The 23,518-nt window shown below is 53.2% G+C and carries 26 protein-coding genes, 1 tRNA gene, 1 other RNA gene and 1 pseudogene; 10 read left to right on the forward strand and 19 right to left on the reverse strand.

Annotated features, from left to right (window positions below):
- Positions 1-98 precede the first annotated feature (98 nt).
- A complete protein-coding gene (locus J0L72_08975; GenBank protein MBN8690906.1) occupies positions 99-404 on the forward strand; it encodes a hypothetical protein in 306 nt (101 codons plus the stop codon).
- 2 nt (positions 405-406) lie between these two features.
- Here J0L72_08975 and J0L72_08980 read toward each other — a convergent pair whose 3' ends face one another.
- The 10 genes and pseudogenes from J0L72_08980 to ndhC form a co-directional block, all read right to left on the reverse strand.
- Positions 407-1,615 carry an ABC transporter permease gene (locus J0L72_08980; protein ID MBN8690907.1) on the reverse strand — a complete coding sequence of 403 codons (1,209 nt, stop codon included), beginning with the start codon at positions 1,613-1,615 and terminating at the stop codon, positions 407-409.
- 96 nt (positions 1,616-1,711) lie between these two features.
- Positions 1,712-1,924, reverse strand: coding sequence for a hypothetical protein (locus J0L72_08985; GenBank protein ID MBN8690908.1), 213 nt, complete (start codon positions 1,922-1,924; stop codon positions 1,712-1,714).
- Entirely contained in the window at positions 1,924-2,877 is a 954-nt protein-coding gene (locus J0L72_08990) for a prepilin-type N-terminal cleavage/methylation domain-containing protein (protein ID MBN8690909.1), read from the reverse strand. The genes J0L72_08985 and J0L72_08990 overlap by 1 nt, the downstream gene beginning before the upstream one ends.
- Positions 2,878-2,933: 56 nt before the next feature.
- Entirely contained in the window at positions 2,934-4,241 is a 1,308-nt protein-coding gene (nuoF, locus tag J0L72_08995; protein MBN8690910.1) for an NADH-quinone oxidoreductase subunit NuoF, read from the reverse strand.
- A 26-nt stretch (positions 4,242-4,267) separates the two neighbouring features.
- The gene (locus J0L72_09000) at positions 4,268-4,954 is read right to left on the reverse strand and encodes an NAD(P)H-dependent oxidoreductase subunit E (GenBank protein MBN8690911.1); all 687 of its coding nucleotides are present in this window, start codon (positions 4,952-4,954) and stop codon (positions 4,268-4,270) included.
- Between the two features lie 204 nt (positions 4,955-5,158).
- The gene (gene nuoD, locus J0L72_09005; GenBank protein ID MBN8690912.1) at positions 5,159-6,358 is read right to left on the reverse strand and encodes an NADH dehydrogenase (quinone) subunit D; all 1,200 of its coding nucleotides are present in this window, start codon (positions 6,356-6,358) and stop codon (positions 5,159-5,161) included.
- Positions 6,359-6,450: 92 nt separating this feature from the next.
- Entirely contained in the window at positions 6,451-6,621 is a 171-nt protein-coding gene (locus tag J0L72_09010; GenBank protein MBN8690913.1) for a hypothetical protein, read from the reverse strand.
- A gap of 741 nt (positions 6,622-7,362) precedes the next feature.
- Positions 7,363-7,506 (reverse strand): annotated as a pseudogene (locus J0L72_09015) (prepilin-type N-terminal cleavage/methylation domain-containing protein).
- Positions 7,507-7,898: 392 nt separating this feature from the next.
- Positions 7,899-8,489 carry an NADH-quinone oxidoreductase subunit C gene (locus tag J0L72_09020; protein ID MBN8690914.1) on the reverse strand — a complete coding sequence of 197 codons (591 nt, stop codon included), beginning with the start codon at positions 8,487-8,489 and terminating at the stop codon, positions 7,899-7,901.
- Between the two features lies 1 nt (position 8,490).
- Entirely contained in the window at positions 8,491-8,991 is a 501-nt protein-coding gene (ndhC, locus tag J0L72_09025) for an NADH-quinone oxidoreductase subunit A (protein MBN8690915.1), read from the reverse strand.
- Between the two features lie 335 nt (positions 8,992-9,326).
- On the opposite strand from ndhC, the gene J0L72_09030 reads away from it, so the two are divergent.
- The 7 genes from J0L72_09030 (at position 9,327) to recR (ending at position 15,197) form a co-directional block, all read left to right on the forward strand.
- Positions 9,327-10,277, forward strand: a complete 951-nt coding sequence (locus J0L72_09030) for an ABC transporter ATP-binding protein (protein ID MBN8690916.1) — start codon at positions 9,327-9,329, stop codon at positions 10,275-10,277.
- Positions 10,274-11,065 (forward strand): ABC transporter permease, encoded by a 792-nt coding sequence (locus J0L72_09035; GenBank protein MBN8690917.1) that lies wholly within the window; start codon positions 10,274-10,276, stop codon positions 11,063-11,065. Before J0L72_09030 ends, J0L72_09035 begins: the two co-directional genes overlap by 4 nt.
- A gap of 9 nt (positions 11,066-11,074) precedes the next feature.
- Entirely contained in the window at positions 11,075-12,493 is a 1,419-nt protein-coding gene (locus J0L72_09040) for a hypothetical protein (GenBank protein ID MBN8690918.1), read from the forward strand.
- A gap of 43 nt (positions 12,494-12,536) precedes the next feature.
- Positions 12,537-12,635, forward strand: an RNA gene (gene ffs, locus J0L72_09045) — signal recognition particle sRNA small type.
- A 24-nt stretch (positions 12,636-12,659) separates the two neighbouring features.
- A complete protein-coding gene (dnaX, locus tag J0L72_09050; GenBank protein ID MBN8690919.1) occupies positions 12,660-14,261 on the forward strand; it encodes a DNA polymerase III subunit gamma/tau in 1,602 nt (533 codons plus the stop codon).
- A gap of 3 nt (positions 14,262-14,264) precedes the next feature.
- Positions 14,265-14,600 carry a YbaB/EbfC family nucleoid-associated protein gene (locus J0L72_09055; protein MBN8690920.1) on the forward strand — a complete coding sequence of 112 codons (336 nt, stop codon included), beginning with the start codon at positions 14,265-14,267 and terminating at the stop codon, positions 14,598-14,600.
- A 3-nt stretch (positions 14,601-14,603) separates the two neighbouring features.
- Complete coding sequence (gene recR, locus J0L72_09060; protein ID MBN8690921.1) at positions 14,604-15,197, forward strand: recombination protein RecR; 594 nt, start codon at positions 14,604-14,606, stop codon at positions 15,195-15,197.
- On the opposite strand, the gene J0L72_09065 is transcribed toward recR, so the two are convergent.
- From J0L72_09065 to J0L72_09075, 3 genes are all read right to left on the reverse strand, one after another.
- Positions 15,194-16,198, reverse strand: coding sequence for a hypothetical protein (locus J0L72_09065; GenBank protein ID MBN8690922.1), 1,005 nt, complete (start codon positions 16,196-16,198; stop codon positions 15,194-15,196). The genes recR and J0L72_09065 overlap by 4 nt on opposite strands.
- Positions 16,191-16,523, reverse strand: coding sequence for a helix-turn-helix transcriptional regulator (locus J0L72_09070; protein MBN8690923.1), 333 nt, complete (start codon positions 16,521-16,523; stop codon positions 16,191-16,193). Before J0L72_09070 ends, J0L72_09065 begins: the two co-directional genes overlap by 8 nt.
- A gap of 120 nt (positions 16,524-16,643) precedes the next feature.
- Positions 16,644-17,294 (reverse strand): PEP-CTERM sorting domain-containing protein, encoded by a 651-nt coding sequence (locus J0L72_09075; GenBank protein MBN8690924.1) that lies wholly within the window; start codon positions 17,292-17,294, stop codon positions 16,644-16,646.
- A 102-nt stretch (positions 17,295-17,396) separates the two neighbouring features.
- Here J0L72_09075 and purD point away from each other — a divergent pair, with 102 nt between their 5' ends.
- The gene (gene purD, locus J0L72_09080) at positions 17,397-18,641 is read left to right on the forward strand and encodes a phosphoribosylamine--glycine ligase (GenBank protein ID MBN8690925.1); all 1,245 of its coding nucleotides are present in this window, start codon (positions 17,397-17,399) and stop codon (positions 18,639-18,641) included.
- Here purD and J0L72_09085 read toward each other — a convergent pair.
- The 5 genes from J0L72_09085 to J0L72_09105 form a co-directional block, all read right to left on the reverse strand.
- Positions 18,638-19,207 (reverse strand): hypothetical protein, encoded by a 570-nt coding sequence (locus tag J0L72_09085; GenBank protein MBN8690926.1) that lies wholly within the window; start codon positions 19,205-19,207, stop codon positions 18,638-18,640. The genes purD and J0L72_09085 overlap by 4 nt on opposite strands.
- The gene (locus J0L72_09090; GenBank protein MBN8690927.1) at positions 19,207-20,508 is read right to left on the reverse strand and encodes an adenylosuccinate lyase; all 1,302 of its coding nucleotides are present in this window, start codon (positions 20,506-20,508) and stop codon (positions 19,207-19,209) included. The genes J0L72_09085 and J0L72_09090 overlap by 1 nt, the downstream gene beginning before the upstream one ends.
- Before the next feature lie 73 nt (positions 20,509-20,581).
- Positions 20,582-21,247 (reverse strand): hypothetical protein, encoded by a 666-nt coding sequence (locus J0L72_09095; GenBank protein MBN8690928.1) that lies wholly within the window; start codon positions 21,245-21,247, stop codon positions 20,582-20,584.
- A 161-nt stretch (positions 21,248-21,408) separates the two neighbouring features.
- On the reverse strand, positions 21,409-22,371 hold the full coding sequence (locus J0L72_09100; GenBank protein MBN8690929.1) for an alpha/beta fold hydrolase: 963 nt from the start codon (positions 22,369-22,371) through the stop codon (positions 21,409-21,411).
- Complete coding sequence (locus tag J0L72_09105; GenBank protein ID MBN8690930.1) at positions 22,358-23,218, reverse strand: polyamine aminopropyltransferase; 861 nt, start codon at positions 23,216-23,218, stop codon at positions 22,358-22,360. The genes J0L72_09100 and J0L72_09105 overlap by 14 nt, the downstream gene beginning before the upstream one ends.
- Before the next feature lie 47 nt (positions 23,219-23,265).
- On the opposite strand from J0L72_09105, the gene J0L72_09110 reads away from it, so the two are divergent.
- A tRNA-Ser gene (locus tag J0L72_09110) sits at positions 23,266-23,351 on the forward strand.
- A gap of 3 nt (positions 23,352-23,354) precedes the next feature.
- Here the strand turns inward: J0L72_09110 and J0L72_09115 are convergent.
- Entirely contained in the window at positions 23,355-23,516 is a 162-nt protein-coding gene (locus J0L72_09115) for a PEP-CTERM sorting domain-containing protein (GenBank protein MBN8690931.1), read from the reverse strand.
- Positions 23,517-23,518 lie beyond the last annotated feature (2 nt).

Raw genomic sequence — 23,518 nt, forward strand, 5'->3', positions numbered from 1 at the left:
AAAGTTGTGATAACGATATAGTTACTTGATTCCGAAAATATGGAATGTACTAGGTACTGACCATGCGAAATCGCCGAGCTTTTACATTAGTTGAGATAATGATTGTCGTTCTCATTATCGGAATCTTGCTCGCGGTCGCTACTCCACAGTGGATCAAAGCTCGAGAAACCTCGCGAACGAAATCGTGCCTGAAGAACCTTCAGACGATTGAATCGGCTAAGACCAATTGGGCATTAGAGTACAAAATGCCAGAAACCTCGACGCCTACCGAAGGAGATATCGCACCGGAATTTGTCAAAGGCGCAATGCCCCTTTGCCCGAGCAGTGGAACCTATACAATCGGAGCAGTGAACGACGAACCCTCATGTTCGGTCCACGGCGTTCCTTCCGCGCTTATCCCGTAGACTCACTCAGAGCGGAGTGCATCGACCGGGTCCTTTCTAGCCGCATGGCTGGCAGGGATCAATCCAAACACGGTACCGATTAGCGTCGAGACTCCAATGCTGAAGGCGACCAGACCGAGACTGATTTCAGGCTTGATCACCGTGTATTGGGTCAGGATCGCCGACACCGTGTAAGAAATCGCCAGTCCAACCGCGCCTCCAGCCAGCGCAAGCAAGATCGCTTCAAACAGGAATTGGAAGAAGAGGTCCTTTCGGGTGGCACCGGTAGTCTTCCGCACTCCGATCTCTTTCGAGCGTTCATTGACGCTCATCAGCATCACCGTCATGATGCCGACTCCCCCCACGAAGAGCGCGATACCTGTCAACCCCGAAACCAAATAGGTCAGGATTTTCATCATGCGATAGATAAGCCCGAGCAGTTGCTCTTGGGTCAGAACGCTGTATTGCTGATAGTCGAGCTGCTTGCCAAGCGTGGATTCAATCGCCGGAACGAGTTGTTTCGGATCGGCCTCAGGGGCGGTCTGCACCATGATTCGATCTACCTGAGCATTCGAGTTCTTCTGCTTAAAGCTCTCCCACGGAATGTAGAGCACATTTTGAAAGCTCGCCATGCTGAAGAGGCTATTTTCCGCGCTCTTGTCTTCTGTCACGCCGATAATCTCGTACGACTGACCGTTGACGAGCACTGATTTGCCGATCGCCTTCTTATCCGGGAATAGCTCATCGGCGGCGATGCTGCCGATCACGCAAATGGGTTGATTTCCATCCGTTGTCGCATACAATCTGCCTTCGCGCAGCTTGACTTCATGCATCGAAAACCAGGATTGCTGTGCGGCAATCACCACCGGATACGACTCTTTCTTGCCGTATCTAACTCCGCCACCGACAAAGGTCAAAAGCGAGGTGTCGATGACGCCTGATATGGACTTCAGTGAAGCCGCATTCTCTTTGGTGAGATAGCTCTGGCCTCCAAGATTTGGATTGAAGCTGAATGCACTCGGATCAACTCGTGCTGGGAGGACGATCACGACGTTGACTCCGAGGGACTTGATCTGCCCTGCGATGTCCGTCTGCACTCCGCGTCCGACTCCGATTAGCAAGGTGATCGCAACAACGGCAACCATGATTCCGGTGGCGGTGAGCGTGGCACGCTGCCACTGTTCTCGTAGCCCGCGCGCTGCCTCGGCCAAATTGATCCACGCTCGCTTCACGTTGAGGTTCAACGTTGATTTGCAGGAGTTAGTTGCCAACAAAAAAATAACACCCCGAAGCAGAGCTTCGAGGTGTTATCAATCGAACAAGTGAGTTTAGTTGCCTGACTTCGATTCAACGCCGGATGGCGCTTCAGTGCTACCTTCAGCTGGCAGACCACCGATAACAGGCTTTGGATCTTCTTGACCCTCAGCAAGAGGTGCTGGTTTTGTATCCTTGGAGGAGTACTCAGACGAACTTTCGCCGCCTTGGCATCCCGCCATTAACATTCCCGCGAGAAGAACCAAACCAAAAAGAACCTTCTTCATTATTCGGCACCTGCCCGCACGTACTGCGACCAGAGCGAGCCGTTGACATCAGCAGGGCCCATCACGGTCATGAAGTCGAGGTACTTCGCGTGGCCGTCAGCCATAACGCAGTGCAAGTAACCCGAGTCGATTGGCACAACACCCTTACCTGGGCAGCTCAATCGCGCATAGTTGATGTATGGGCTTGGGCTGCGTCGGCATCGCATGTCGTGTCGACCAATTGGACCGAGTGTGACGTTACGAACGTCATCGTAGGAGGCCAAATAATAGTTGAAGGTGTTGTTGATAACCGTCGCACCGCCAGATGCGCCGAGGTAAACGCCCCACCATTCTGGTCCGGTTGCTTCGGTGATCATCGCAGTCTTGGATGGGTTTCCAACATCGCTACTAGAAGCCGAAGGTGCTCCACTCTGTGCAAACACTGGAGTGTAACCGTTGTCAGGGAATGCACCCAACAAGCCGTTCCACTTCACTGCTCGGCTCCAGTAATAGCTATCCGAGAAGTTCTGAACACCAAAAATCTGTCCGCGTGGCGGAATACCGTAGTTGATGTACAAGTGCTTTCGGGCTGGGCTTGGGTTGTTGTACGGAGTGAACGCGTAGCAGAAGAACAGATCTCGAGTCTTGATGTACGGCCGTACAGTGTCGTGCCAAGACAACACCGAGTAGTTGCCCGCCGTGTTGCGATAGAAAACTTCGTCGTTGGTGAACGTAGATCGCACAAAAGCGAGAGGGAAGAGGTCATCGTTATCGGCCTGGTAGGCGATGTTGGCGATGCCCAATTGCTTCATTTGAGAAAGTTCAGCAACCCGTCGTGCCTGTTCTCGAGCACGGGCAAACACTGGGAAGAGAATTGCAGCCAAGATCGCAATGATAGCAATCACGACCAAAAGCTCGATCAGCGTGAAGCCAAACCTCCTATTAGATTTAGGATTTACATGGAAAAATGCCATACGACATTTTAACAATAAAATCTGCAAACGTACGGGGAAATCAGAACTTTTTTTGATTAAACCGGCAGAAGCTTAAGATTTGAGTTCACCAACGACTTTCCATTCTTGACATAAAAGTCAAATTCTTCTGGAAATACCTTGATGGCTCCCGCCACAGGCCACGCCGCCGCATCTCCCAGGCCGCAGAAACTGCGACCATCAATCTGCTTGGTGATGTCCATCAGCAATTCAACGTCGCCTTCTTGGCCGTTGCCTTCAACGATTCTTTCGAGAATTTGGAGCATCCATTTGGTGCCTTCTCGGCAAGGGGTGCACTTGCCACAACTCTCGTTGGCATAAAACAGTGCCGTTCGCCAGATGAACTGCACGATGCACGTTTTGTCATTGAGGAACATGCAACCGCCAGAGCCCACCATTGAACCCGCATCCCACATCTCTTCATAACCAATCACTGCCTTGTTGACCTGATCGGCATTCATGATAGGTACGCTGGATCCGCCAGGCACACATGCCTTCAAAGATCCGCCTTTCATTCCACCGCTCATTTCGAGCAGTTCGGCCAAAGTTGTTCCGAACTCGATTTCGTAGTTTCCGGGCTTATTGACATGACCACTCACGCTGAAAATTTTGGTGCCACGACTATTCTTGGTGGAAGCACCAAGCGTTGCGTACCATGCGCCGCCCTTATTGACGATGAATGGGGCACAGCAGTACGTTTCGACGTTGTTGATCAGGGTTGGGCTATCCCAAAGTCCAGATATCGTTGGGAGCGGCACGTGTGGGAACTTGAGCCGCGGCATTCCGCGCTCACCCATGATGCTGGACATTAGCGCGCTTTCTTCGCCGCATTCGTATGATCCCGCACCGAGGTGGATATAAAGATCGAAATTCTTGCCTGATCCCAAAATGTTTTGGCCGAGATATCCATTAGCGTAGGCTTCGTCAATAGCCGCGCGAAGGGCCTTTGCAGCGTCCAAGAACTCGCCTCGAATGTAAATGAATCCGACATCGCCACCAGTTGCCATCGCCGCTAGGGTCATTCCCTCGACCAGCAAGAACGGTGTGGCTTCCATCAATTGCTTGTCTTTGAAGGTTCCTGGTTCGCCCTCGTCAGCGTTGCAAACGATATAGTGCTTTTTGCCGTGCGATTTGTCCTTTGGCAATCCGTTCCACTTGATCCAAGTAGGGAATCCGGCGCCGCCACGACCTCGCAATCCGCTGGCCTTCACTTCATCGATGATCGACTGGGCAGGTATACCAATCGCCTTTTTTAGCGCAGAATAGCCACCCTTTGCCAGATAACCCTTCAGGGTCTTAAATTCTGGGTCGTGTGCGTGTTCGAAAAGCAGTTTGTATTCAGCCATGATTTTATGCTTCAGAAATCTTTGAATTAACCAGTTGCGTCTACTTTCAGTCGGCCCCGCTTTGCGGCGGTCGGCGTCGGATTGGTCGTTGGGGAAGTTGGCTCGGTTAGAGGCCCTGTCTGGACCTTGACGATGCAATCAGCCATTTGAGTGACTGTGTTTACGTCCGAAGTGCGGAGTTGTTCGATCAATCGATCCACGTAGGCTTCGTCAACTGGACCGTGGTATTGATCGCCGACCTGGAGAACTGGTGCGCGATCACAAGCATTAAGGCATTCCACTTCGTGTAGGGTGAACATGCCATCTTCGGTGGTCTCACCAAAATTGATGCCGAGTTTCTTCTTGATGTACTGGGCTAAGGGATAAACACCACAGACCTGGCAGCTGAGACAAGTGCAAACCTCGATCATGTGTTGACCAACGGCGTGCTTGGTGTTATACATCGAATAAAACGTCGCTACGCCTTCTACCTCCGCATAGCTTCGCTCGAGTCGATAGGCGACTTCAGCGATGGCCTCACCGGAGAGATAACCGTTGTATTCGCGTTGGGCAATCCAGAGCCCAGGCAAAATCGCACTCTTCTTGTCTGGATAGTGAGTGAGAAGTTGGTTCAGCTCAGCAATCGCAAGATCGCTAAATTGGAGCTGGAGTTCGTCCGCACGCGGCGGCCTCGGGCGCTCGTTCACACTGCCTAGTTGCACAAACTCACTCATGGTGAACGATAAGAATACCCGTCTAGCCCCATTTGCTTGCGCGTGGGACTCGACTTCTGAGGCCAGATTCGGGTACCTTTCGCCCGTTATGCCAAAGGTAAAGAAGGCCGCACTTGTCCGGGGTGGCAAATTGAATTACGGACAACGCCGAATGAAGAAGAAAGCTCGAGCCGCAGGCAAGAAGTAATCTCTATTCACTCGCGATTATCGATCGATTTCGCCAAGCACGATGTCGATCGAGCCAATGATCGCAATTACGTCTGAAATCAACCTTCCGACCGCAAGCACCTCCAGCGACTTCAAATTCATGAAGCTGGAGGGTCTTTCGTGCCAACGATACGGCCGATTTGTCCCGTCGGAGACCATGTAGAACCCGAGTTCGCCCTTGCTTCCTTCGATTCCGGCGTAGGCCTCACCTACTGGAGGGTGGAAGCCTTCCGTCCAAAGCTTGAAGTGGTGGATCAAGGACTCCATGCTGGTGTCCAGTTCCTCTCGCGGTGGCGGAACCACCTTGCGGTCGCTCGTGTTCCAAGGACCTTCCGGCAGATTGTCGAGCGCTTGGCGGAGAATTTTGCAACTCTCTTTCATCTCGGCGATGCGCACCAAGAACCGGTCGTAAACGTCGCCATGCTCCCCGACTGGGATATTGAAATCAAAATCTTCGTAGCTGCAGTACGGGTTGCTCTTTCTGAGGTCCCACGCCACGCCACTCGCCCTTGCTATTGGGCCGCTGCAGCCGAGTTCTAGTGCCTGCTGCGCAGTGAGCACGCCTACACCTTGTGTGCGCTCCATCCAAATCGGATTTTCGACCAGAAGGTCTTCCACGACGCCGAGCTCCTTGGGGAAGTCAGCGAGGAACTTGTTGAGCTTCGCCTCGAACCCTTCGGGCATGTCTCCGCGCAGTCCGCCCGGGACGATCCAGCTCGGCATCATACGCACGCCAGAGAACATCTCAAACATGTCGAGGATGTACTCACGCTGTTGCATGATGTAGAAGAACGGAGTCATTGCTCCGAGGTCCAGAGCGTGTGTGCCGAACCAAACGCAGTGGCTGGCGATTCGGCTCAATTCTGCAAGAATCACCCGCAGATACTGTCCGCGCTTTGGAATCTCGATGCCGAGCAGTTTTTCGACCGCCAATGCGTGAGCCAAATTGTTGCCGTTAGCATTCAGGTAGTCCATGCGGTCGGTCATCACCACGCATTTGGAATACTGCTGGTACTCGGCTTCTTTTTCCATGCCAGTGTGCAAGTAGCCGATCACGCAGCGGCATTGCACGATGGTTTCGCCGTCAAGTTCGCAAATCACGCGGAGAACGCCATGCGTCGATGGGTGCTGTGGCCCCATGTTGACGATCATGGTGTTTTCACCGGTGCGCTCAAACACGTTCTCGGTTGACGGCATGAAAGATTGCGTTGACATGAACGATAGGAGTTTACACAAAAAACGGGAGGCTCATTTGAGCCTCCCGCAACTTTCTTGATATGTAACGGACTTTAGTCCAAAGTCATTTGCTTTGAGTCTGAACCGGTGTTACCCTTATCGACTCCGTGCTCGGTTGTCTGACCGGCACCTGCGTTAGCAGCATCCTGCTTAGGAGTGTTATCGCAAGCGGCCAAGAAGGCAACGGCAATGATTCCAAGAACGATGAACTTAGCTGTTTTCATATTTTAGAATTGGTTTGATGGGTTGAACGCTGGTGGCGTGTTGATACCCGTCAAGACGGTCGAGGTCTTTCCAAGATAGAAGTACGATCGAGTGTCTTGAGCCTTTGCAGACGAGTCAGTTCCAACGAAGGTCGACTTACCGTCTGGCACCGAGAAGGTTGTGGCAGTCGCCGGGATGATACCGGTTCGGCCAAGGTTAGCTCGGGTGGTAGCTGTGACAGGAGCCGAGTAGGCTTCGCCTGGGTTCGGATTGTAAGTTGCGCCTGGGATCCATCGAACAACGGTGGAAAGTGGGCTGTCAACGAACATGAACCAGCAATCGAAGTTACCGGATTCAACAGCCAAGCAGGTTTGAGAAGGATTCTCAATCGAGCTGAGCGACATCGAAGGAGCTGGGTAAGCCCAACCGGTGTAGATGGCGTCCGAGTTCATACCAGCGATACCATCGTATCGGATTGGTGGTCGGCCAGCAAATGTAGTTTGGAAGTAACCCTGAGTTCGGATGGTTGCGTTTTGGTTAGCCGCAGCGCGACCTGGCATACCGATGTACTGCAATCGCTTCCAAGTTTGGTCGCCGCCCGAAGATGGTCGAGGTCGCTTGATGTTGAGCAGGATGTCCCAGTTCTTGATGTATGGCTGGGTCAAGTCTTGCCAAGCAAGGTCAGCAGTTGAAGTCGAGCTCAATGCTGGGCTCATGACGTCGTCGTTGTCGCCGGCGTACATGATTTGGCCAGTTGCGCCCTGCTTCATCTGAGCGAGGAGCTGTGCATTCTTAGCGGATTCTCGAGCCTGAGCGAACACAGGGAAGAGGATGGCAGCCAGAATTGCGATGATCGCGATAACGACCAAGAGTTCAATAAGGGTAAACGCTTTTCGCATTTTCATTTTATGATTCCTTCAAATCGGGGTTCTCCCGACTTGTCTTTTTTTCCATTTCTACCGTCACTGCGAACTCGACGAGAAAGGAGATCAAAGTCAAGCGAATGTGATATCCGACTATGACTGCTTGATTGAATGAATGACCAAGATCACCACTCCATTCGGCGTCCGCAATATTCAGCTTTCACGGAAGAGTCCTAATCATTCGTTAACACGAACTCATAGGTGGGGATATCTTACGATATCTTGCCCCGAACTGCAAGGCCCGAGCCAAGTTTTCCACCACTTTTTTGAAAAATAATGGAACTCTCAGCCCAGTGAAGGCGGTACGTCACGTTGACCTGCCGTTCTCTAACTCTTGGACGGAGTAGCGCGAACGTCTGTTCCAGAATATTTTGTCAGCGACCGCTGACGTCTGTGGAACCTGTTCGGCCTTCAAAGCTCTCACCGGCGTGAGGGCGCATCATATCTTCCACGGCTGGGCCGCGGGTGTTCTGATCGAATTCCACATCTTCGCCGCCAAGAGGAAACTCTTTGCGCAGCGGGAAGCCAACCCAATCGTCAGGAAGCAGGAACCGTTCGCCTGGAATCGGCTCGTTTCCTTCGAACATCACACCAAACAAATCTTGGATTTCGCGCTCTGGATACTCCGCACCAAGAAAAACGGTTTTCGCCGTTGGCACTTTCTGGCCATCGTCCACGCCGATCTTGATGAAAATCCGCGAGAAATCGTTGAGCGACAACAGGTTATAAACGACTTCGAAGCGCTCAGTCAGGTCGCGCTCGTGAGTCCAAGTAGAGTAGTCCACGCCTACGCACTCACAGAAATAGCTGTAGCCGAGTGCTGGGTCTTCCTTCAAAAATTTCAGGACATCGCGGATCGACTCTCGCTCGACGCAAACAAAAGTGTCGCCTCGGTACTCCTTGACTTTGAGCACCTTAGGGCCAAATTTGGTCTTGATCGCTTCAGCGGTCTTCGTTGCAGACATCTTAGTTGCCGCCTCCGACCGAAACAGGATTCGACTTTATCGCCGGTTCAAAAACCTCAACCACTTCGTCGCGATCGACGAGCGTGCCCATCTTCGCAGAGTCGAGCGATGCTTCTTCGTCCCAGTTGATCGCATCAACCTTCAGAACGTACCAATCGCCGATCACCCAGAGCGCCATGTAAACCATCACCGCCCAGAAGCTAAAAATCTGGAAACTAAGATCAGCTTGAGGCGAGCCCATGCCTGGATTCACAAAAACGGTCAACCAACTCCAGATGAAAACGACTTCAATGTCGAACAGGATGAACAACATCGCGACCAAATAGAACTTGATCGGGAATCGTTCTCGGGCGGAACCGATAGGAGCCACGCCGCACTCATACGGCGACGCCTTAAAAGGGGTGACTTTCTTCGGGCCAAGAACCCAGCTCAAAGTCACCATCGCGGCGCAAATCGTTGCGGCAACCGCGACCAAAATCAGGACAGGCGTAAAGTCTCCCATGCGCTTAGCTTCATTCTACACCGACGAACGAGAACTTTTTCGCGATGGTGAAAAAATGCGGAGAGGTTGAAAGGAGAGTAAAGTACCTCCCCGCGAGTGTTGTGCCAATTTGTCCTTGTCTCCCACAACCAACTTTTTGAGTCAGTATCGCAAGGATCTCGTTTGGCGTTTTCCCCATACTACACGGAAATTTCATTTCTGGGGGAATGCCTGACAAAAATTGCAGGAAAATTGTCAACTTTGGGGAGTGATTCAGTTCGGATCGTTGTTACCATCAATCGTCGCGGGGAGGATTGGTATACTGCCCGAGTTTCTACATCGGCTTTCTATTTGGGATGCCAGCAATTTTACGGGAGGTGCTCCAAGAATTGGGAGTTGCCATTAAAACCACTCAGCTAACTAAAACTTACAAAACGAAAAACGGCGCAGTCAACGTTGTAGATGGCATTGACTTGCACGTCGAAGAAGGTGAAATCTTCGGCTTCCTCGGCCCGAACGGCGCCGGGAAGACAACGACGATTAAGATCCTTTTGGGAATCATCGACCAGACCGCAGGAGAAGCTGAAGTGCTCGGTTCGGAACCTACCGACACCCGAACGCACTATAACATCAGCTACCTCCCCGAGAAGCCGTACTACTACGAGCACATGACCGGGATCGAAATCCTGCGATTCTACGGCTCGCTGTTTGGCATCAAGGACGAGGCTAAGTTCAACATGCTTCTCGAAAAGGTCAACCTCGCTGAGGCTGGGCACAAGACGATTTCACAGTATTCGAAAGGAATGCAGCAGCGAATCGGTCTGGCTCAGAGCCTGCTGAACGATCCAAAGTTGCTGTTCCTCGATGAGCCGACCGCCGGTCTCGACCCGATCGCGCACATCGAAATCCGCGACCTCATTTTGAACTTTAGGAATGAAGGCAAAACCGTTTTCATTTCGAGTCACGAGCTGAGCGACGTTGAGCGAATCTGCGACCGAGTGGCGATCATTGTCAAGGGCAAAATCAAGGCACAAGGTCGTCTGGATGAGTTGCTCAAAGGCGGCCGAATTGAAATTCAAGCCACCGACGTGAATCAGGAATTGGCAAGCAAAATTACCGGGGAGGATGTCAGTGTACAGTTCTCGCACGGCACGTTGCTCGTCGACATGCCAGACAACCAGAGTCCGAATGCAGTGATCGATTCGATCCTCTCCAGCAAGGGCAAAATGGTGAGCGTCATCCCTCGCCGAAAGCGACTGGAAGACCTCTTTGTAGAAACCGTTCGAAACGTGGGAGCAAACTCATGAGAGCCATTTTTTCAATCGCATCCACCACTGTCGGTGAAGCTGTAAGGCGACGAGTCCTTTTGGTGATTCTGCTCATCGGTCTCGTGTTCTTGGTGGTGGCCCCAGGTCTAAACATCTTGACACCACGCCAAGAGCGCACCGTTCTGATCGGTTTGACCCTTGGTGTGATCCAGCTCACTTCTGCGCTCATTGCGATCGTACTGACGGTCTACATGATCCCGAATGAGATTGAACGCCGTACGATTTACACGATCTTGTGTAAGCCGGTGCAACGATGGCAGTTCCTCGTGGGCAAGTACCTAGGCGCGGTAGCCGCACTGGGGCTGATGATTGGCCTGATGTCGATCGTGCTCATCATCACGTTCATTATCGCGCAGCAAGAACGAAATCCGGCGAAGATCGCCGAACTCGTGAAGGCACCGTTCATGTACTTCTTCCAAATGAGCCTATTGGCGGCGGTGGCGATCTTGTTTAGCACGTTTGTGACTCCGCTGGTCAACATCTTCCTGACTTCCGGAATGTATATGCTCGGGACCCTGTTCAGCCCATTCTTCCAGACCATGGTCGAATCGGATGGGGTGAATCAAGGCACAAAGGTTTTGGCAAAGATCATCCACTTCGTCCTGCCAAACTTCTCGACCTTCAACATTCAAAACCCGATCATCAACCCGGGGCAGGTGATTGCTGATGAACGCGCCTACATGATGACTTCGATTGCTTACGCATTGATTTACATCGTGGTGTTGCTCGTCACGGCGGCACTGGTGTTCGATCATCGCGAGGTGTAATTCACGACCATGAAGCTCAATCGACCATTGTTGTGGGCCTCACTCGGCGGACTTCTGCTCGCTCAGGGTGCGCTGAATCAGGGCTTTTTGTTCCCGCGATGGAAGACCAATTACGCCTCGAAAACGATCGGCGTGAGTGGCGGACTGTCGCCGGACCAACTCCTGGCCACCCTCGCGGGATTCCGCGAGATGGTTGCCGGTCTGCTTTGGGTGCGCGCCGACTCGTTCTTTGATTCGGGGAACTACGATGCGATCCTTCCGATCATTCGGTTGGTGACCATCCTCGACCCGAAGCAGCGCGACGTCTACGCGACCGGAATTTGGCACATCGCCTACAACTTCACCGACGAAGAATCCCGTTCTGATCGTCGGTACATTCCATCTGCGCTGGCCCTCGGGGCAGAAGGCGCCCGGAACAATCCGGAAACCTACGAACTGTTCTTCGAAACCGGCTGGACTTGGTACCACAAGGTGGATGACCTCTATCCGAAGGCTGTGGAATGGCTGGAAAAGGCGAAGGCTGTGCCAGACATCCCGCCTGCCCGCGGCAACGTGCTCGGTATGGCGTACCAACGCAACGGTCAGCCTGATAAGGCTTTGGCGCACTACTATGCCCAGTACGATGCGGCTGTCCAAGAAATCGAGAAGACAAAGGAACTCACTTTTGGCCTTCGCCAGCAGCGCGATACAGTTGAAGGAAACCTCGACAACACGATTGTGCGAATGGCTCAGCGGGGCGTATTTGGGCGCGCAAAGGGCACCAAACCGCCGATTCCATACGACACCGATCCTCCGTTCGACACCGGATTCAGCGTTCAAGTTCAGGTGATCGCTCCCAAGCGACTTCTGATCCGTGGAACATGGAACGTCCGACCGATTGGTACCCGCGTTCGAGTGGTGCTGAAAGACAAGGATTATCCAAACGGGATTCCCGCTGGGATGCAATGGGATGCGGTCGATGCCATCTCGCTGGATCCACCGCGCGACCTGACGTACATGCAGGATGCGTTGTTTGTTCGCAACCAGATGTTCCGACGAGAAGTGGACATGAGTAAGGACCCGACGATGTACCCGTTCACGAAGGACAATTACACGATCGAGTTCTACTACAACCCACGGAGCGCTCCACCGCACATCCAAGACAAATTTGGATACAGCGGGGAAGGGATGACCGACAAGAACTTCTTGCGGACGGACATCCGGCCCGGTCAACGCGTGGTCTACACCTCGCTCAATTTGACTAAGGCTCAGATCAATCGCACCGGAGAATGGCGAGATCGAACTCCAATCATTCAAACCCAAAACTTTGTCGAGAGCGACCGCCTGAGAAAGGATCAAAACATCATCCAAGTACCTGGGCTTCGAAGTCAACCAACGACTCCTCAAGGCAATCCAAACAAGACCGAATCTCTAAGAAATTCGCAGTAACAGTTGGGCGTCGACCTGGCAGGGTGCTACAATATCAGCAGCCTGCCGGGAACCGTGCGGCAGCAGGTTGGTGAACCCCGCCAGGACCGGAAGGTAGCAACGGTAAGTCGATTCTCTGTGCGATACGTTATTCCCGGCGCCCACTCTTTTTTTGATCTTTGAATCCATGAGCCACGTGGCCCTCTACCGCAAATATCGATCGCAGACATTCGGCGATTTGGTGGGTCAAGAACACGTGGTTCGAACCTTGCAAAACTCGATTAAGCAAGGGAATTTCAGTCATTCTTATCTATTCACCGGCCCCCGAGGAACGGGCAAGACCTCCACTGCTAGATTGCTTGCCAAGGCGCTCAACTGCGAGAAGTCTACAAACGGCGAACCTTGCAACGAGTGTGAAATCTGCGTTTCGATCACGGAAGGGCATTGCCTCGATGTCATCGAGATGGACGCCGCCAGCGAAGCGGGCGTCGATGATGTTCGACAACGAATTGTCGATGTTGTCGAATATCGCCCAGCCGTCGCGAAGCTCAAGGTCTTCATCATCGACGAAGTTCACGATCTCAGCGCGAAGGCGTTTGATGCGCTCCTCAAAACGGTCGAAGAGCCGCCAGCGCACATCGTTTTTATCCTGGCGACTACCGAATTGCACAAGGTCCCGCCGACGATTCAGTCTCGATGCCAGAAGTATCAATTCAATCGCGCGAGCTTGAACGACTTAATTGCCCGAATTGAGCATGTCCTTCAGGCAGAGGGGTTCGAATACGATGCTAACGCTGTCGCCCTAATTGCGAAGATGGCCGATGGCGGTTTTCGAGATGCGCTCTCGCTCCTCGAGCAAACCCTGATCACCGTCGATGGCAAACTTAGCGTCCAGCACGTGATCGACCAATTGGGATTGATCCCAGATGAAGTGATCGACAACCTTCTGATTGCAACGTTCCATCACGAACCGGCGAAGATTCTCGAGACAACTGACTCGATTTTTCGCACTAGCCGTGATCCGCTTTCCATTCTGCAAGGGATGCTCTCGCGGCTTGCCGAACTCACTCGCTCGAACTACGGTATCCAGATCGGTGGCACTGGGGAGTCGACTCAAGAGTCGGCGATGAAATCCACAGCGACCCAAATCGGAGCAGATAATTTGATCACCTTCCGCGAGAAAGTCGCTTACGCGATTTCAGACATCAAGGATGTCAGCCTGCCCAGGCTTTGGCTAGAATCCGTGCTGCTCGGCATGTTCGCTCCGAACAATCAGCCTCGCCAAATCGCCGCCACACCTTCGGTTCCAGCAACTGTTGCGCCGGCTCAGGTTATCGAGCACGCCGTGGCTCAGCCCGCAGAGCCCAAGCCAGATGCGGTCAGTGAGCCGGCAACGCCTCGCTATGAGCCAGCCACCCCGACGGGCGATCCGCTCACCGATCAAGCTCAATCCATCTGGGGCGAAGTGGTCAACGCGCTCAGTGCTAGTTCCAAAACTGCCGCTGCTCGGTTGCAAAAGACCTCTGTTGGGGCCGTCAATTCTGAATCGGTGACCATTGAATTCAACCTCGAAATGGAACGCGATCGGGTTGTCGGCGCGCCAAAGCTGGTCGGCGCGATCCAAACGGAATGGAACGCACGGCGTGGCGCACTTCCCGAGCTGCTTCAATTTGAACTAAAAAAAAATGATCGTGTGAGGGCTGTTGACGATCCCGTCTCGGCGGTAGAATTGCCAGCAGAAGGTCCTCGGCTCGCAAGTCTTGTTGAGGAAGTATTTAAGGATTTTTGAACGATGAAATTGCCTAAAGGATTTGGTGGTCAAGGTTTTGCTGGTGCGCTTGCGCAGGCTCAAGAAGCGATGAGCAAGGCCAAGAATCTTGATCAAGAACTCGCTAGTGAAACTGTCAAAGTGGAGCAAAACGGAATCGTGGTCGTGTTTGATGGTCGAGGCGAACCTCAGTCGCTCAAAATCGATCCAAATCTGATCGACCCAAGTGATGTCGACGGGTTGGAGTCTGCGCTTGTGGCCGCCTTGCGATTGGCATACGAGCGAGCTAATGATCTCCGAACAAAGCGAACACAGGAAATCATGCCCAACATCCCTGGGCTCGATCAACTGGGATTCTAAGCGTTGGCGTTTGCTCGGCCCCTTGGCGAACTGATCGCCCAGTTAGAAAAGCTCCCTGGAATAGGACCAAAAATGGCCCAACGGCTGGCGTTTCATTTGGTCCGCCAACCTGAAGAGGATGTGCTACGGCTTAGCCAGGCACTCGTACACGCCAAGCAAGCGCTCAAACTCTGTGAGATCTGCCAGAACATCTCGGAAGGGCAGAACTGTCCGATTTGTAGCGATCCTCGTCGCGATTCTGCACAGATTTGCGTCGTCGCCGAACCGCGTGATGTGGCGGCAGTTGAGCGCATCAACGAATACCACGGACGCTTCCATGTTCTTCACGGCTTGATGTCTCCGATGGACGGGATCGGACCGGAGCAAATCAAGATAAGGGAGTTGCTCGCTCGGTGCGGCGGCGAGATCAGCGAAGTGATCATCGCAACCAATCCGACAATCGAAGGGGATGCCACCGCTCTTTATATCGCCAAGCTGATCAAGCCGCTTGATGTGAAGGTCACCCGGCTAGCATTCGGAATGCCAGTGGGTGGCGAACTCGACTACGCCGATTCCGCCACCCTCCACAGCGCTCTAGAGTATCGCCGCGAACTTTAAGCCAGCTTCGCCTTGAGCCAATGTCGTCGGCGAGGTCGAAGCGCTCGGGCCACCATCTCACACAGCACTCCGACGATCGCAATGAGCCCACTGCCGACAATCGCCATTGGAATGACCCTTTGGAGCACGCGCACCATGCTCGGTGTGTCTAGCAGAGCTTGAAGCCTTACGCCCTCCGATCGATGAGTGCTCGCTGCATCCAAAAGTTGCGGTCGCAGCCGGTTGACGATAGAATTCAGATCCTTCTCAATCAGTTTCTCCGGTAGCTTCTGAGTGATCAGCTCGATCTTTGGTGCCGAGCTGAGCTTTGCCGCTGCCAAATCTTCTGCGCTCAACGAACTTACCGGGCCGAGTCCAGTAGGAACGGTCATGAACTCCGCTGTCGATAGCGATCGGTTGTCAAAGTTCGCCTTTGCAGATTCAAGTGTTCGTAGGTTGGCTCCGGCGAGTTCGCTCATCGAAGCATGAACTCGAATCGCCGTTTGCGCCTTGTCCAAATCCCACTCGGTATCGCCGACATAGACGTGCCGGGTTCCCTGGTGGAACGCCAGTGAAACGGACGCGACAACCATCAGCCCTCCGAAGATTCGCCAATTGACCTGTTTCAATAACCCGGAACCGATCAACAAGGCCAAGCCTCCCCAGAACAATCCAAATCCGAACAGCGGATGGAATTGTGCGTCGGTCAACAACGCTGCGAAAAGCATCGAGCCTGCCATCACCGCGGCCCCACCGTAAACCAACTGCTTACCAAACTTGAGTTTACGGCCACTCGTATTCCGAGCCAATTCTTCAGCCGCAATCTTTTCTGCACTTCCGATGGCTTCGAGCGCGGCCAATTCCGCCTCTTCGATCGACATCCCTTTTGCCGTGCGTTCCTGTACCGCATCTTGCAAATGGCATTCGATTTCTGAAAGAAGTTCGTGCAACCTTTCGGCGGACACAATCCCGCGCAATAACCCATCCAATTCGACGAGATACCAATGAGTGAACTTAGGCACGAGCGACCTCCTTCGTCCCATTCAAAACTCGGGATACGTTCTCAGCAAAGTTCTGCCATTGGTTCAGCTGCTTCTGAAGTTCCGCCAAACCACTTTCAGTGATCGAGTAGGTTTTTCGAGCTGGCTTGCCCTCCTGCAGTTCCCATTCTGCGGTGATCAAGCCTGATTCTTCCAATCGGTGCAAAGCCGGATAGAGTTGTCCTTCGCTGAACTTGAGCGACTCTTGGCTGCCAGACTTGATGCGCTTGCTGATCGCATAGCCATGTCCAGGCTGTTCTCTGAGTGAGGCAAGAATTAGCGCCTCGATTCCACCCTTAAATGTCATAGATGTTCCTCAACAGTATCTATACATCAGAAATTGAGTTATGTCTAAAACATAGGTACATAGACCTACAAAAAGCCCCTTCTGCCAATGGCAGAAGGGGCATTGCTCACGAAATTTGAATTATCGCTTTCGTCGGCGAGCTAGTGCCGCCAAGCCGGCGACTATGGCAGTCATCGTGCCTGGTTCTGGAACCGCTTGGATGTTGTCGAACCCAACGGACGCAACAACTCTTGTACCGTTCGCATCCAAGTTCACCGCGTGTCGAATCATGATCCGATCCACATTCTGATAAGAAGTTGACCAATCGCTCGACCCGGCAACCAATGTCATCGTGCCGCTATTCATAGCCAGGAACACACTCTGCCAGTTGGATCCCCCAGCCACATCGAACGAATTGGTGCTTGTCCAGATATTGCCTGAAGCATCAAATAGTACTGCTCGAAGGTTCATTGTAGTCGTGCCGAAATTCTTGAAATCGAACTTAAGACCCGAAACTCCGGCTGACTCATAATCACCAACCCATTCGGAATTCAGGTTGTATGTCGCCATTCGCGAACCCGATCCGCTGCTGCCAGAGGAGTTGACATGGTAATAATTGTCGCTTGCTCCACCAGGGCCGCCACCTGTCACCGAGCGATCTGGTCCGCCGGACCAGCCTTCCGTCAGTCCGGATGTGAAGGTATCGACATCAAACATTGTGATGGCCTGTGCACCAAGGCTAGCGCAAGCTGTAGCCAAGACCAGCGAGGACTTTAGTACAAACAATTTCATGTGTCTGACGTTATTATGCGACGAATTTCATGCCAATCCAAATCGGATGCAGAAACCTGTCAAAAATACGGTTATCGCAAGGCCGTATACTTGCCGTGAACAATGAAGATTTTGGTGATCGGCAAAGGTGGAAGGGAACACGCACTAGCCTGGAAATTGGCCCAAGAAGCCGAAGTTTGGGTGACGCCCGGCAATCCCCTGATCAGCAAAGAGATTCCCTGTTTTGATGTCAAGGAAACCGATTTTGCGGGACTGATCGCCCTTTGTGGGAGATTGCAGCCAGACCTCATTGTTGTTGGCCCGGAAGACCCTCTCGTCAACGGTCTCGCCGATTTTCTGACCAAAGATGGATTCAATGTGTTTGGCCCCCGGCAAGGTGGCGCGTCGTTGGAAGGAAGTAAGGCCTTTTCGAAGCAAGTGATGATCGAAGCAGGAGTTCCAACCGGCGAATCTGGCACTTTTCGCGACGCTGAACTCGCGGCTGACTACGCACGAGCGAGATTCGATGCTGGAAAGCAGGTCGTCGTCAAGGCATCCGGAAATGCCCTGGGAAAGGGTGTGTTCGTCTGTTCGACCCTCGATGAAGCCGAAGATGCCATTGGCGCGATGTTGGTCGAGAGAGCCTTCGGTGAGGCCGGCGATGAAATTGTGATTGAAGATCGCCTCATCGGACGAGAATTTTCTCTGTTGACCGTCGTTGGCGATCATGGATTCTTTAGCCTGCCGGTGGCTCAGGACTACAAGCGCGCGCTGGACAACGACCGAGGCCCAAACACGGGTGGAATGGGCACCTATTCGCCTTGCGATTGGGCTCAGCCGTACGTGGAGCAAGTAGAACAATCCATCGTGGCGCCAACGGTCAATTGGCTGAAATCACGAGGAGTGGAATACCGCGGAGTACTGTTCTCTGGCATCATGGTCCAAGACGGCCAGCCATATTGCCTCGAATTCAACGTCCGATTTGGTGACCCTGAAACCCAGTCTGTTCTCCGCCGAATTGGGCCTGGATTTGCGAATCTACTGCTCGAATCGGCAACTGGTAAGCCTCTAACTTCGGTGCCGATCTTGCAAAACGCGGCGGTCTCTGTGGTCCTCGCCAGTCAAGGCTATCCTGGCAGAATCGCAAAGGGCAAGCCGATCACGATCGACAAAATGCCAGAGGGGGTGAAGGTTTTTGGGTCCGGAATCGGAGACCAGAATGGTCAACTCGTGACTGATGGAGGCCGTGTGATCACTATTTCCGCCGAAGCCAAAACAGTCGAGGAAGCGCGAAAACTCGCCTATCTCGCCGCTGAAAGTATTGACTTCGAAGGAAAGCAGTTCCGCTCGGATATTGCCGCAATTTAAAGCTGCGCATCGAACTGCACGGTGCCGTCCAGACTCAAAATCTGCCGACGCACCAATGCGCCCATCGGTGTGAGCCACTGGCGAGTGCGATTGTTCGTCGGCACGTCGAGTGTCTCGGTGAGAAACAGCTCGCCCTCCTTTCCAACAAAACGCGTCAACCGCTTTGATCGCCCTGAGGTGAGAACATCGGGCTGATAATACAGAACTTCATCACCCAGAATCGGCTGACTAGTGATCCACCAAACCGCAGAAGCTTCCAGGATGTCTTCGCGCTGAAACCCTTCAAAGATCGCGCTCGCCGATTCGCCATTGAACGTGATGCGAGTGCCCAGCCAATTGCATTCCATTGTCTTGTCGCCGGTCGAATGGATCATAAGCATGCCATCAGGCGAATAGAGCTTCTCATGGCTCGTGACCGTTGAGCCGATCTGCAGCCGCTCGTTGACTTCGATCAACCCACCCAAGCCGAGCGTCGTGACCCGTTCAAGAGTGCCCTTCGCAGGAATCGTCACCTGCAAAAGCTGGCGATGAGATTCTCCCAACAACCAGGGCGTAAATTCAACCATCAAGGTGCCTTGGGTGCGAACCGCAGATGGTGTTTGAGGTCAAAAATCTCGTCTACCTCGGCCGCACTCAGCCGGGCCACCACGTCGGGATCGTTGGAGACGCTGGTGCGATAATCCTCGCCTTCCCAAGACTTCGCCGCATTGCGCTGAGCGACTTTGTATGCCGCTTCCCGGCTCATCCCTGCTTTGATCAATGCGACCATCACATGCTCGCTGAAAACCAGATCTCCCATCTGCCGAAGGTTCCGCGCCATGTTCTCTGGCATGACCACCAAACCAGAGAGGATCTTGTTGAGCCGCCCAATCATAAAGTCCACCAACTGGAAGGAATCCGGAAGGACAATCCGTTCCAGCGAGGAGTTGGATAGGTCGCGTTCGTGCCAGGTCATGATACTTTCGAGCATCGCCATGGCATTGCCGCGCACGACTCGCGCCAAGCCGCAGATGGTCTCGCTGTTCCAAGGATTGCGCTTGTGAGGCATCGCACTGCTACCGGTCTGGCCCTTCGCAAACTCTTCTTGGACTTCCAAAATCTCAGTTCGCTGGAGGTTGCGAAGTTCGGTCGCGACGCGCTCCAGCGACCCAGCGCAAACGGCGAGCGTCGCCAAAACATTCGCATGACGATCTCTGCTGACGATCTGGGTGCTGCTCGGATCTGCGGTGAGCCCAAGAGATTCACAAATCTTCGATTCAAGAGCCGGAGAAACGTGGGCATGGATTCCCACCGGTCCGCTGATTTTGCCAACCGCGATCTCGGTGCGAGCCGATTCCAACCGCAAAATCGAGCGCTTGATTTCCTCATGCCAACCTTGGCACTTATGCCCAAAAGTCACCGGCTCTGCATGAATCCCGTGTGTGCGACCAATACAGGCAATGTCCCCATGGCTTTTCCAAAGACTAAGGATCGAGGACTCCAGCTTGCCGAGGGATTCGATGAGCACCGTGCAAGAATCGCGCATCATCATCCCCAGGCTGGTGTCGATCACATCGTAGCTGGTGACCCCGAAATGAACCCATCGTGCAGGAGTGTTCTCCGGGCTGAATCCGCCACCCACCGTGATTGCTTCGCTGACGCACCGCACAAAGGCCATCAAGTCGTGCCGAGTTTCAAGCTCAATTTCGTCGCAGCGCTCGATCGTGAAGGAGCCAAATTTCTCGATAGCCGCGATGTCCTCAGCTGGGATCACACCTTCGTTCGCGTACCCTTTACAAATCGCCACTTCGACATCAAACCAGCGCTGGTACTTGGCTTGTCGACTCCAAATCTGGCTCATGGCCGGCGTGCAATAGCGATCAATCATGCTGGGGAAAGGGTACCGCAAATGAAATTGGGGCAAGCCATCGGCTTGCCCCAAGATGATGTTCAGAAGAGGATCAACCTCTTGGTGGTTCTGCGCCTATTTGAACTGGATTACCACCAGGTCCAAACTCTGGGAATAGAACTCGGAACTGCATAGCGAGCACGACATACAGAATCGGCAGAGTCACTAATAGTCCGACGCAGCAAGCAAAAACACCGAGGCCACTTGCCAGAGCTGCAACAAAGTACAACCCGAACATATTCCAAGCATGTGGCTTCATGCGATCAAACGAGAGCCGGATCGAATCCCCAGGTTGCAGATTGCCTTCCGTCACCAACACGTTTGTGAAGAGCAAATTTCCGGTGAGATAGATTCCTGGGACGATACAGCAGGCAAAACCGATGGCAAGCATGAAGTACGTAATCAAACTTGTGATCATGTTCGGAATCAGGTTTCGGAATGGAACAAACATCTGACCAAAATCCGCGGCGTTGCCATCCAGTTGGTGCAACACAAACCGAATAAATCCTGCTGCAAGCACGCCCGTAAATGCAAACTGGATGATGTAGCTGACCAACATGATGATGATAAAGCTTGCCGAAACGCCTCTTGTAGCCACTTCTGGACCTGAATTGCCAGTCGCGAGCTGAAGAATTGTTCCGGGAATCGCGGTCGCATAACTCAGAACCATGAACAAGATCGACGCCACAGCCCACTGACCAAAGTTGGTTTTGATCATTTCCCAGGCTTTGCCAATGAACTCGAAATAGACGCCCAGTGGGTAGCCTGGTACCCCTCCACCTTGGGGTCCTCTCGGATAATTTGAATATACAGGGGGTTCCATAACTAGAATTCCTCAAGCGAAGGGACGAGGTTACCGCGAGGATAGGCTCAAATTGCTCAGATCGAATTGAAAAATCGAATCACGTGCTCGCTCAGTTCAGGAAGCCCATCGTGGCCGTAGTCAGGATAAATCAGAGTTTCTTTGGGAGCCACGACCTTGTTGTACGCCGCGAACTGGGTGCTCGGAGGACAAATCGCGTCCATCAGTCCGACCGCCCATAGGGATGGGCATTTGATCCGAGACGCCAAGTGCTGAACATCGATGTATCCCAGTCTTTCGAACACTTCGTCCTTTCGCTTGTGCAGCGGATCCTGAATCTTGAAGAACTGCTTGATCTCGTTGTAGGCGTCCTTCGCGAGGTCCATCTCCCACACGCGCAAATAGTCGCTCAAGAACGGATACACAGGTACGCAAGCGCGGATCAGTTCGGGAGCGAGCGCCGCGCAAGCGACCGTTAAGCCGCCGCCCTGACTCGCACCGTGCGCAAAAATCCGCGATGGATCGATGCCTTCGATTGACGCCGCAACTCGGGCGGTTTGGACCGTATCCAAAAACGCTCCGCGATAGAAAAGCTTATCTGGATGATCTGTCAATCCGCGAACAATGTGCCCCGAAACCGTATTGCCATCCACCGAGAGCGGGTCGGTGCTGAGACCGCCTTGCCCCCGTACGTCCGGAGCAAGCACCGCATATCCCGCCGCCGACCAAGCCGCCAAAGTGAACCAGTCCGGAGACTTCCAATGGTAGCCGTGGAAGAACACGATGCAGGGAACAGGCTGATCGGTCCACCTTGGCCGCATGAACTTGGCATGGATTATTGCGCCGCCGACACCATCGAACCAAACATCCTGAGCGAGCGCCGAAGGAAACGGTGCATTGACCGGCTCGAACCTCGGCGAAGGATCGCAAGTATCCAACTCGGCAATCGCACGCCGCCAATAGTCGTCAAAATCTGCCGGCCGAGGGTTGCGCCCTGGGTACTCCAGCAGTTTCTCAAGAGGAAGATCAACGAGCGGCATTGAGGTTAAAAGGAAGGTTTTGGAACGCCAAGCTGTAGGTCGTTTCGTTCAGATAGCGCAGGTTCAATCCCTTCGCCCTGTCCGCGTTCCAGGTGCGACTGAGCGTGCCAGAATTCGTCGCGATGCAATAGCCGCTGAACCCGCCAAAGCTCGGCACTAACGAGAAATACTGATCGACACGCTCGAACACCGTGAGATACTCGGCCTTCGCGTTTTCAAGACTGTATGGGCAGAAAATGTGATTATCGGCCTGAGTGACCACCATCCCGCCAGGTGTCAGAAGCTTGGCGCAATCCGTAAAGAACTCGCGGGTAAACAGCATCTCGCTGATTTCGCCATCCTCCTCTTCATAGGTATCGGTGGAGTCCATCACGATCAAATCATAGGGGCCACGACCGGGTTGTTTCACAAACGGGAACGCGTCCTCGACATACAGCGTCAGTCGAGGGTCTTCGAAACAGCCTTGGTTCAAGAACGGAAGTTGTGCCCTGCTGGCATCGATCACGCCCATGTCGATTTCCACCATATCGATCTCCAGCCCAGGATGCTTGAGCAGTTCGCGCACCACTCCGCCATCGCCGCCACCGACAATCAGAGCCCGCTTCGGCGAAGCCATATTCAGCAGCGGGATGTGCACCAAAGATTCGTGGTACGCCGATTCATCGAGTTCGGCGAGCTGGATATGCCCGTCCAAAAGTAGCATCCGCCCAAAGCATTCGGTGTCGATGATCTCGATCAGCTGGAAATCGCTCTGATGCCGATGAAGCACTTCCTTGACTTCAACACTCATCGAATACAGGTGGCTACGAATAGGATAAGTTAGAACTTGTCCGGATTCAACGGGCATAAGGAAAAGGGTACCACGCGCAGAGTACAATACGAAATCGACAGTGTGGAGCGATGGCAGAGTGGTCGATCGCGGCGGTCTTGAAAACCGTTGACCGAAAGGTCCGGGGGTTCGAATCCCTCTCGCTCCGCCATCCTTATCTGCTTCGTTTCTTTCTTCTTCGGGCCAGGAGTAGACCGACGATCCCAACACCCATCACCGCGAACTCGGAAGGTTCTGGGACTGGGGTGTAGAGAGTGTTGTAATACGTAGTGGAACCGAGCCTGTATCCGCCCACGATCTCTCGGTTATCGTTGATCT

Source organism: Armatimonadota bacterium (assembly GCA_017303935.1).
Taxonomy (GTDB): domain Bacteria; phylum Armatimonadota; class Fimbriimonadia; order Fimbriimonadales; family Fimbriimonadaceae; genus JAFLBD01.

Bases quoted from the DNA above. Each gene is read 5' to 3' on its own strand.
- J0L72_08975 (MBN8690906.1), top strand. From the start codon at position 99: ATGATTGTCGTTCTCATTATCGGAATCTTGCTCGCGGTCGCTACTCCA.
- J0L72_08985 (MBN8690908.1), bottom strand. From the start codon at position 1,924: ATGAAGAAGGTTCTTTTTGGTTTGGTTCTTCTCGCGGGAATGTTAATG.
- J0L72_08990 (MBN8690909.1), bottom strand. From the start codon at position 2,877: ATGGCATTTTTCCATGTAAATCCTAAATCTAATAGGAGGTTTGGCTTC.
- nuoF (MBN8690910.1), bottom strand. From the start codon at position 4,241: ATGGCTGAATACAAACTGCTTTTCGAACACGCACACGACCCAGAATTT.
- J0L72_09000 (MBN8690911.1), bottom strand. From the start codon at position 4,954: ATGAGTGAGTTTGTGCAACTAGGCAGTGTGAACGAGCGCCCGAGGCCG.
- nuoD (MBN8690912.1), bottom strand. From the start codon at position 6,358: ATGCCGTCAACCGAGAACGTGTTTGAGCGCACCGGTGAAAACACCATG.
- J0L72_09010 (MBN8690913.1), bottom strand. From the start codon at position 6,621: ATGAAAACAGCTAAGTTCATCGTTCTTGGAATCATTGCCGTTGCCTTC.
- J0L72_09020 (MBN8690914.1), bottom strand. From the start codon at position 8,489: ATGTCTGCAACGAAGACCGCTGAAGCGATCAAGACCAAATTTGGCCCT.
- ndhC (MBN8690915.1), bottom strand. From the start codon at position 8,991: ATGGGAGACTTTACGCCTGTCCTGATTTTGGTCGCGGTTGCCGCAACG.
- J0L72_09030 (MBN8690916.1), top strand. From the start codon at position 9,327: ATGCCAGCAATTTTACGGGAGGTGCTCCAAGAATTGGGAGTTGCCATT.
- J0L72_09035 (MBN8690917.1), top strand. From the start codon at position 10,274: ATGAGAGCCATTTTTTCAATCGCATCCACCACTGTCGGTGAAGCTGTA.
- J0L72_09040 (MBN8690918.1), top strand. From the start codon at position 11,075: ATGAAGCTCAATCGACCATTGTTGTGGGCCTCACTCGGCGGACTTCTG.
- dnaX (MBN8690919.1), top strand. From the start codon at position 12,660: ATGAGCCACGTGGCCCTCTACCGCAAATATCGATCGCAGACATTCGGC.
- J0L72_09055 (MBN8690920.1), top strand. From the start codon at position 14,265: ATGAAATTGCCTAAAGGATTTGGTGGTCAAGGTTTTGCTGGTGCGCTT.
- J0L72_09070 (MBN8690923.1), bottom strand. From the start codon at position 16,523: ATGACATTTAAGGGTGGAATCGAGGCGCTAATTCTTGCCTCACTCAGA.
- J0L72_09075 (MBN8690924.1), bottom strand. From the start codon at position 17,294: ATGAAATTGTTTGTACTAAAGTCCTCGCTGGTCTTGGCTACAGCTTGC.
- purD (MBN8690925.1), top strand. From the start codon at position 17,397: ATGAAGATTTTGGTGATCGGCAAAGGTGGAAGGGAACACGCACTAGCC.
- J0L72_09085 (MBN8690926.1), bottom strand. From the start codon at position 19,207: ATGGTTGAATTTACGCCCTGGTTGTTGGGAGAATCTCATCGCCAGCTT.
- J0L72_09090 (MBN8690927.1), bottom strand. From the start codon at position 20,508: ATGATTGATCGCTATTGCACGCCGGCCATGAGCCAGATTTGGAGTCGA.
- J0L72_09095 (MBN8690928.1), bottom strand. From the start codon at position 21,247: ATGATCAAAACCAACTTTGGTCAGTGGGCTGTGGCGTCGATCTTGTTC.
- J0L72_09100 (MBN8690929.1), bottom strand. From the start codon at position 22,371: ATGCCGCTCGTTGATCTTCCTCTTGAGAAACTGCTGGAGTACCCAGGG.
- J0L72_09105 (MBN8690930.1), bottom strand. From the start codon at position 23,218: ATGCCCGTTGAATCCGGACAAGTTCTAACTTATCCTATTCGTAGCCAC.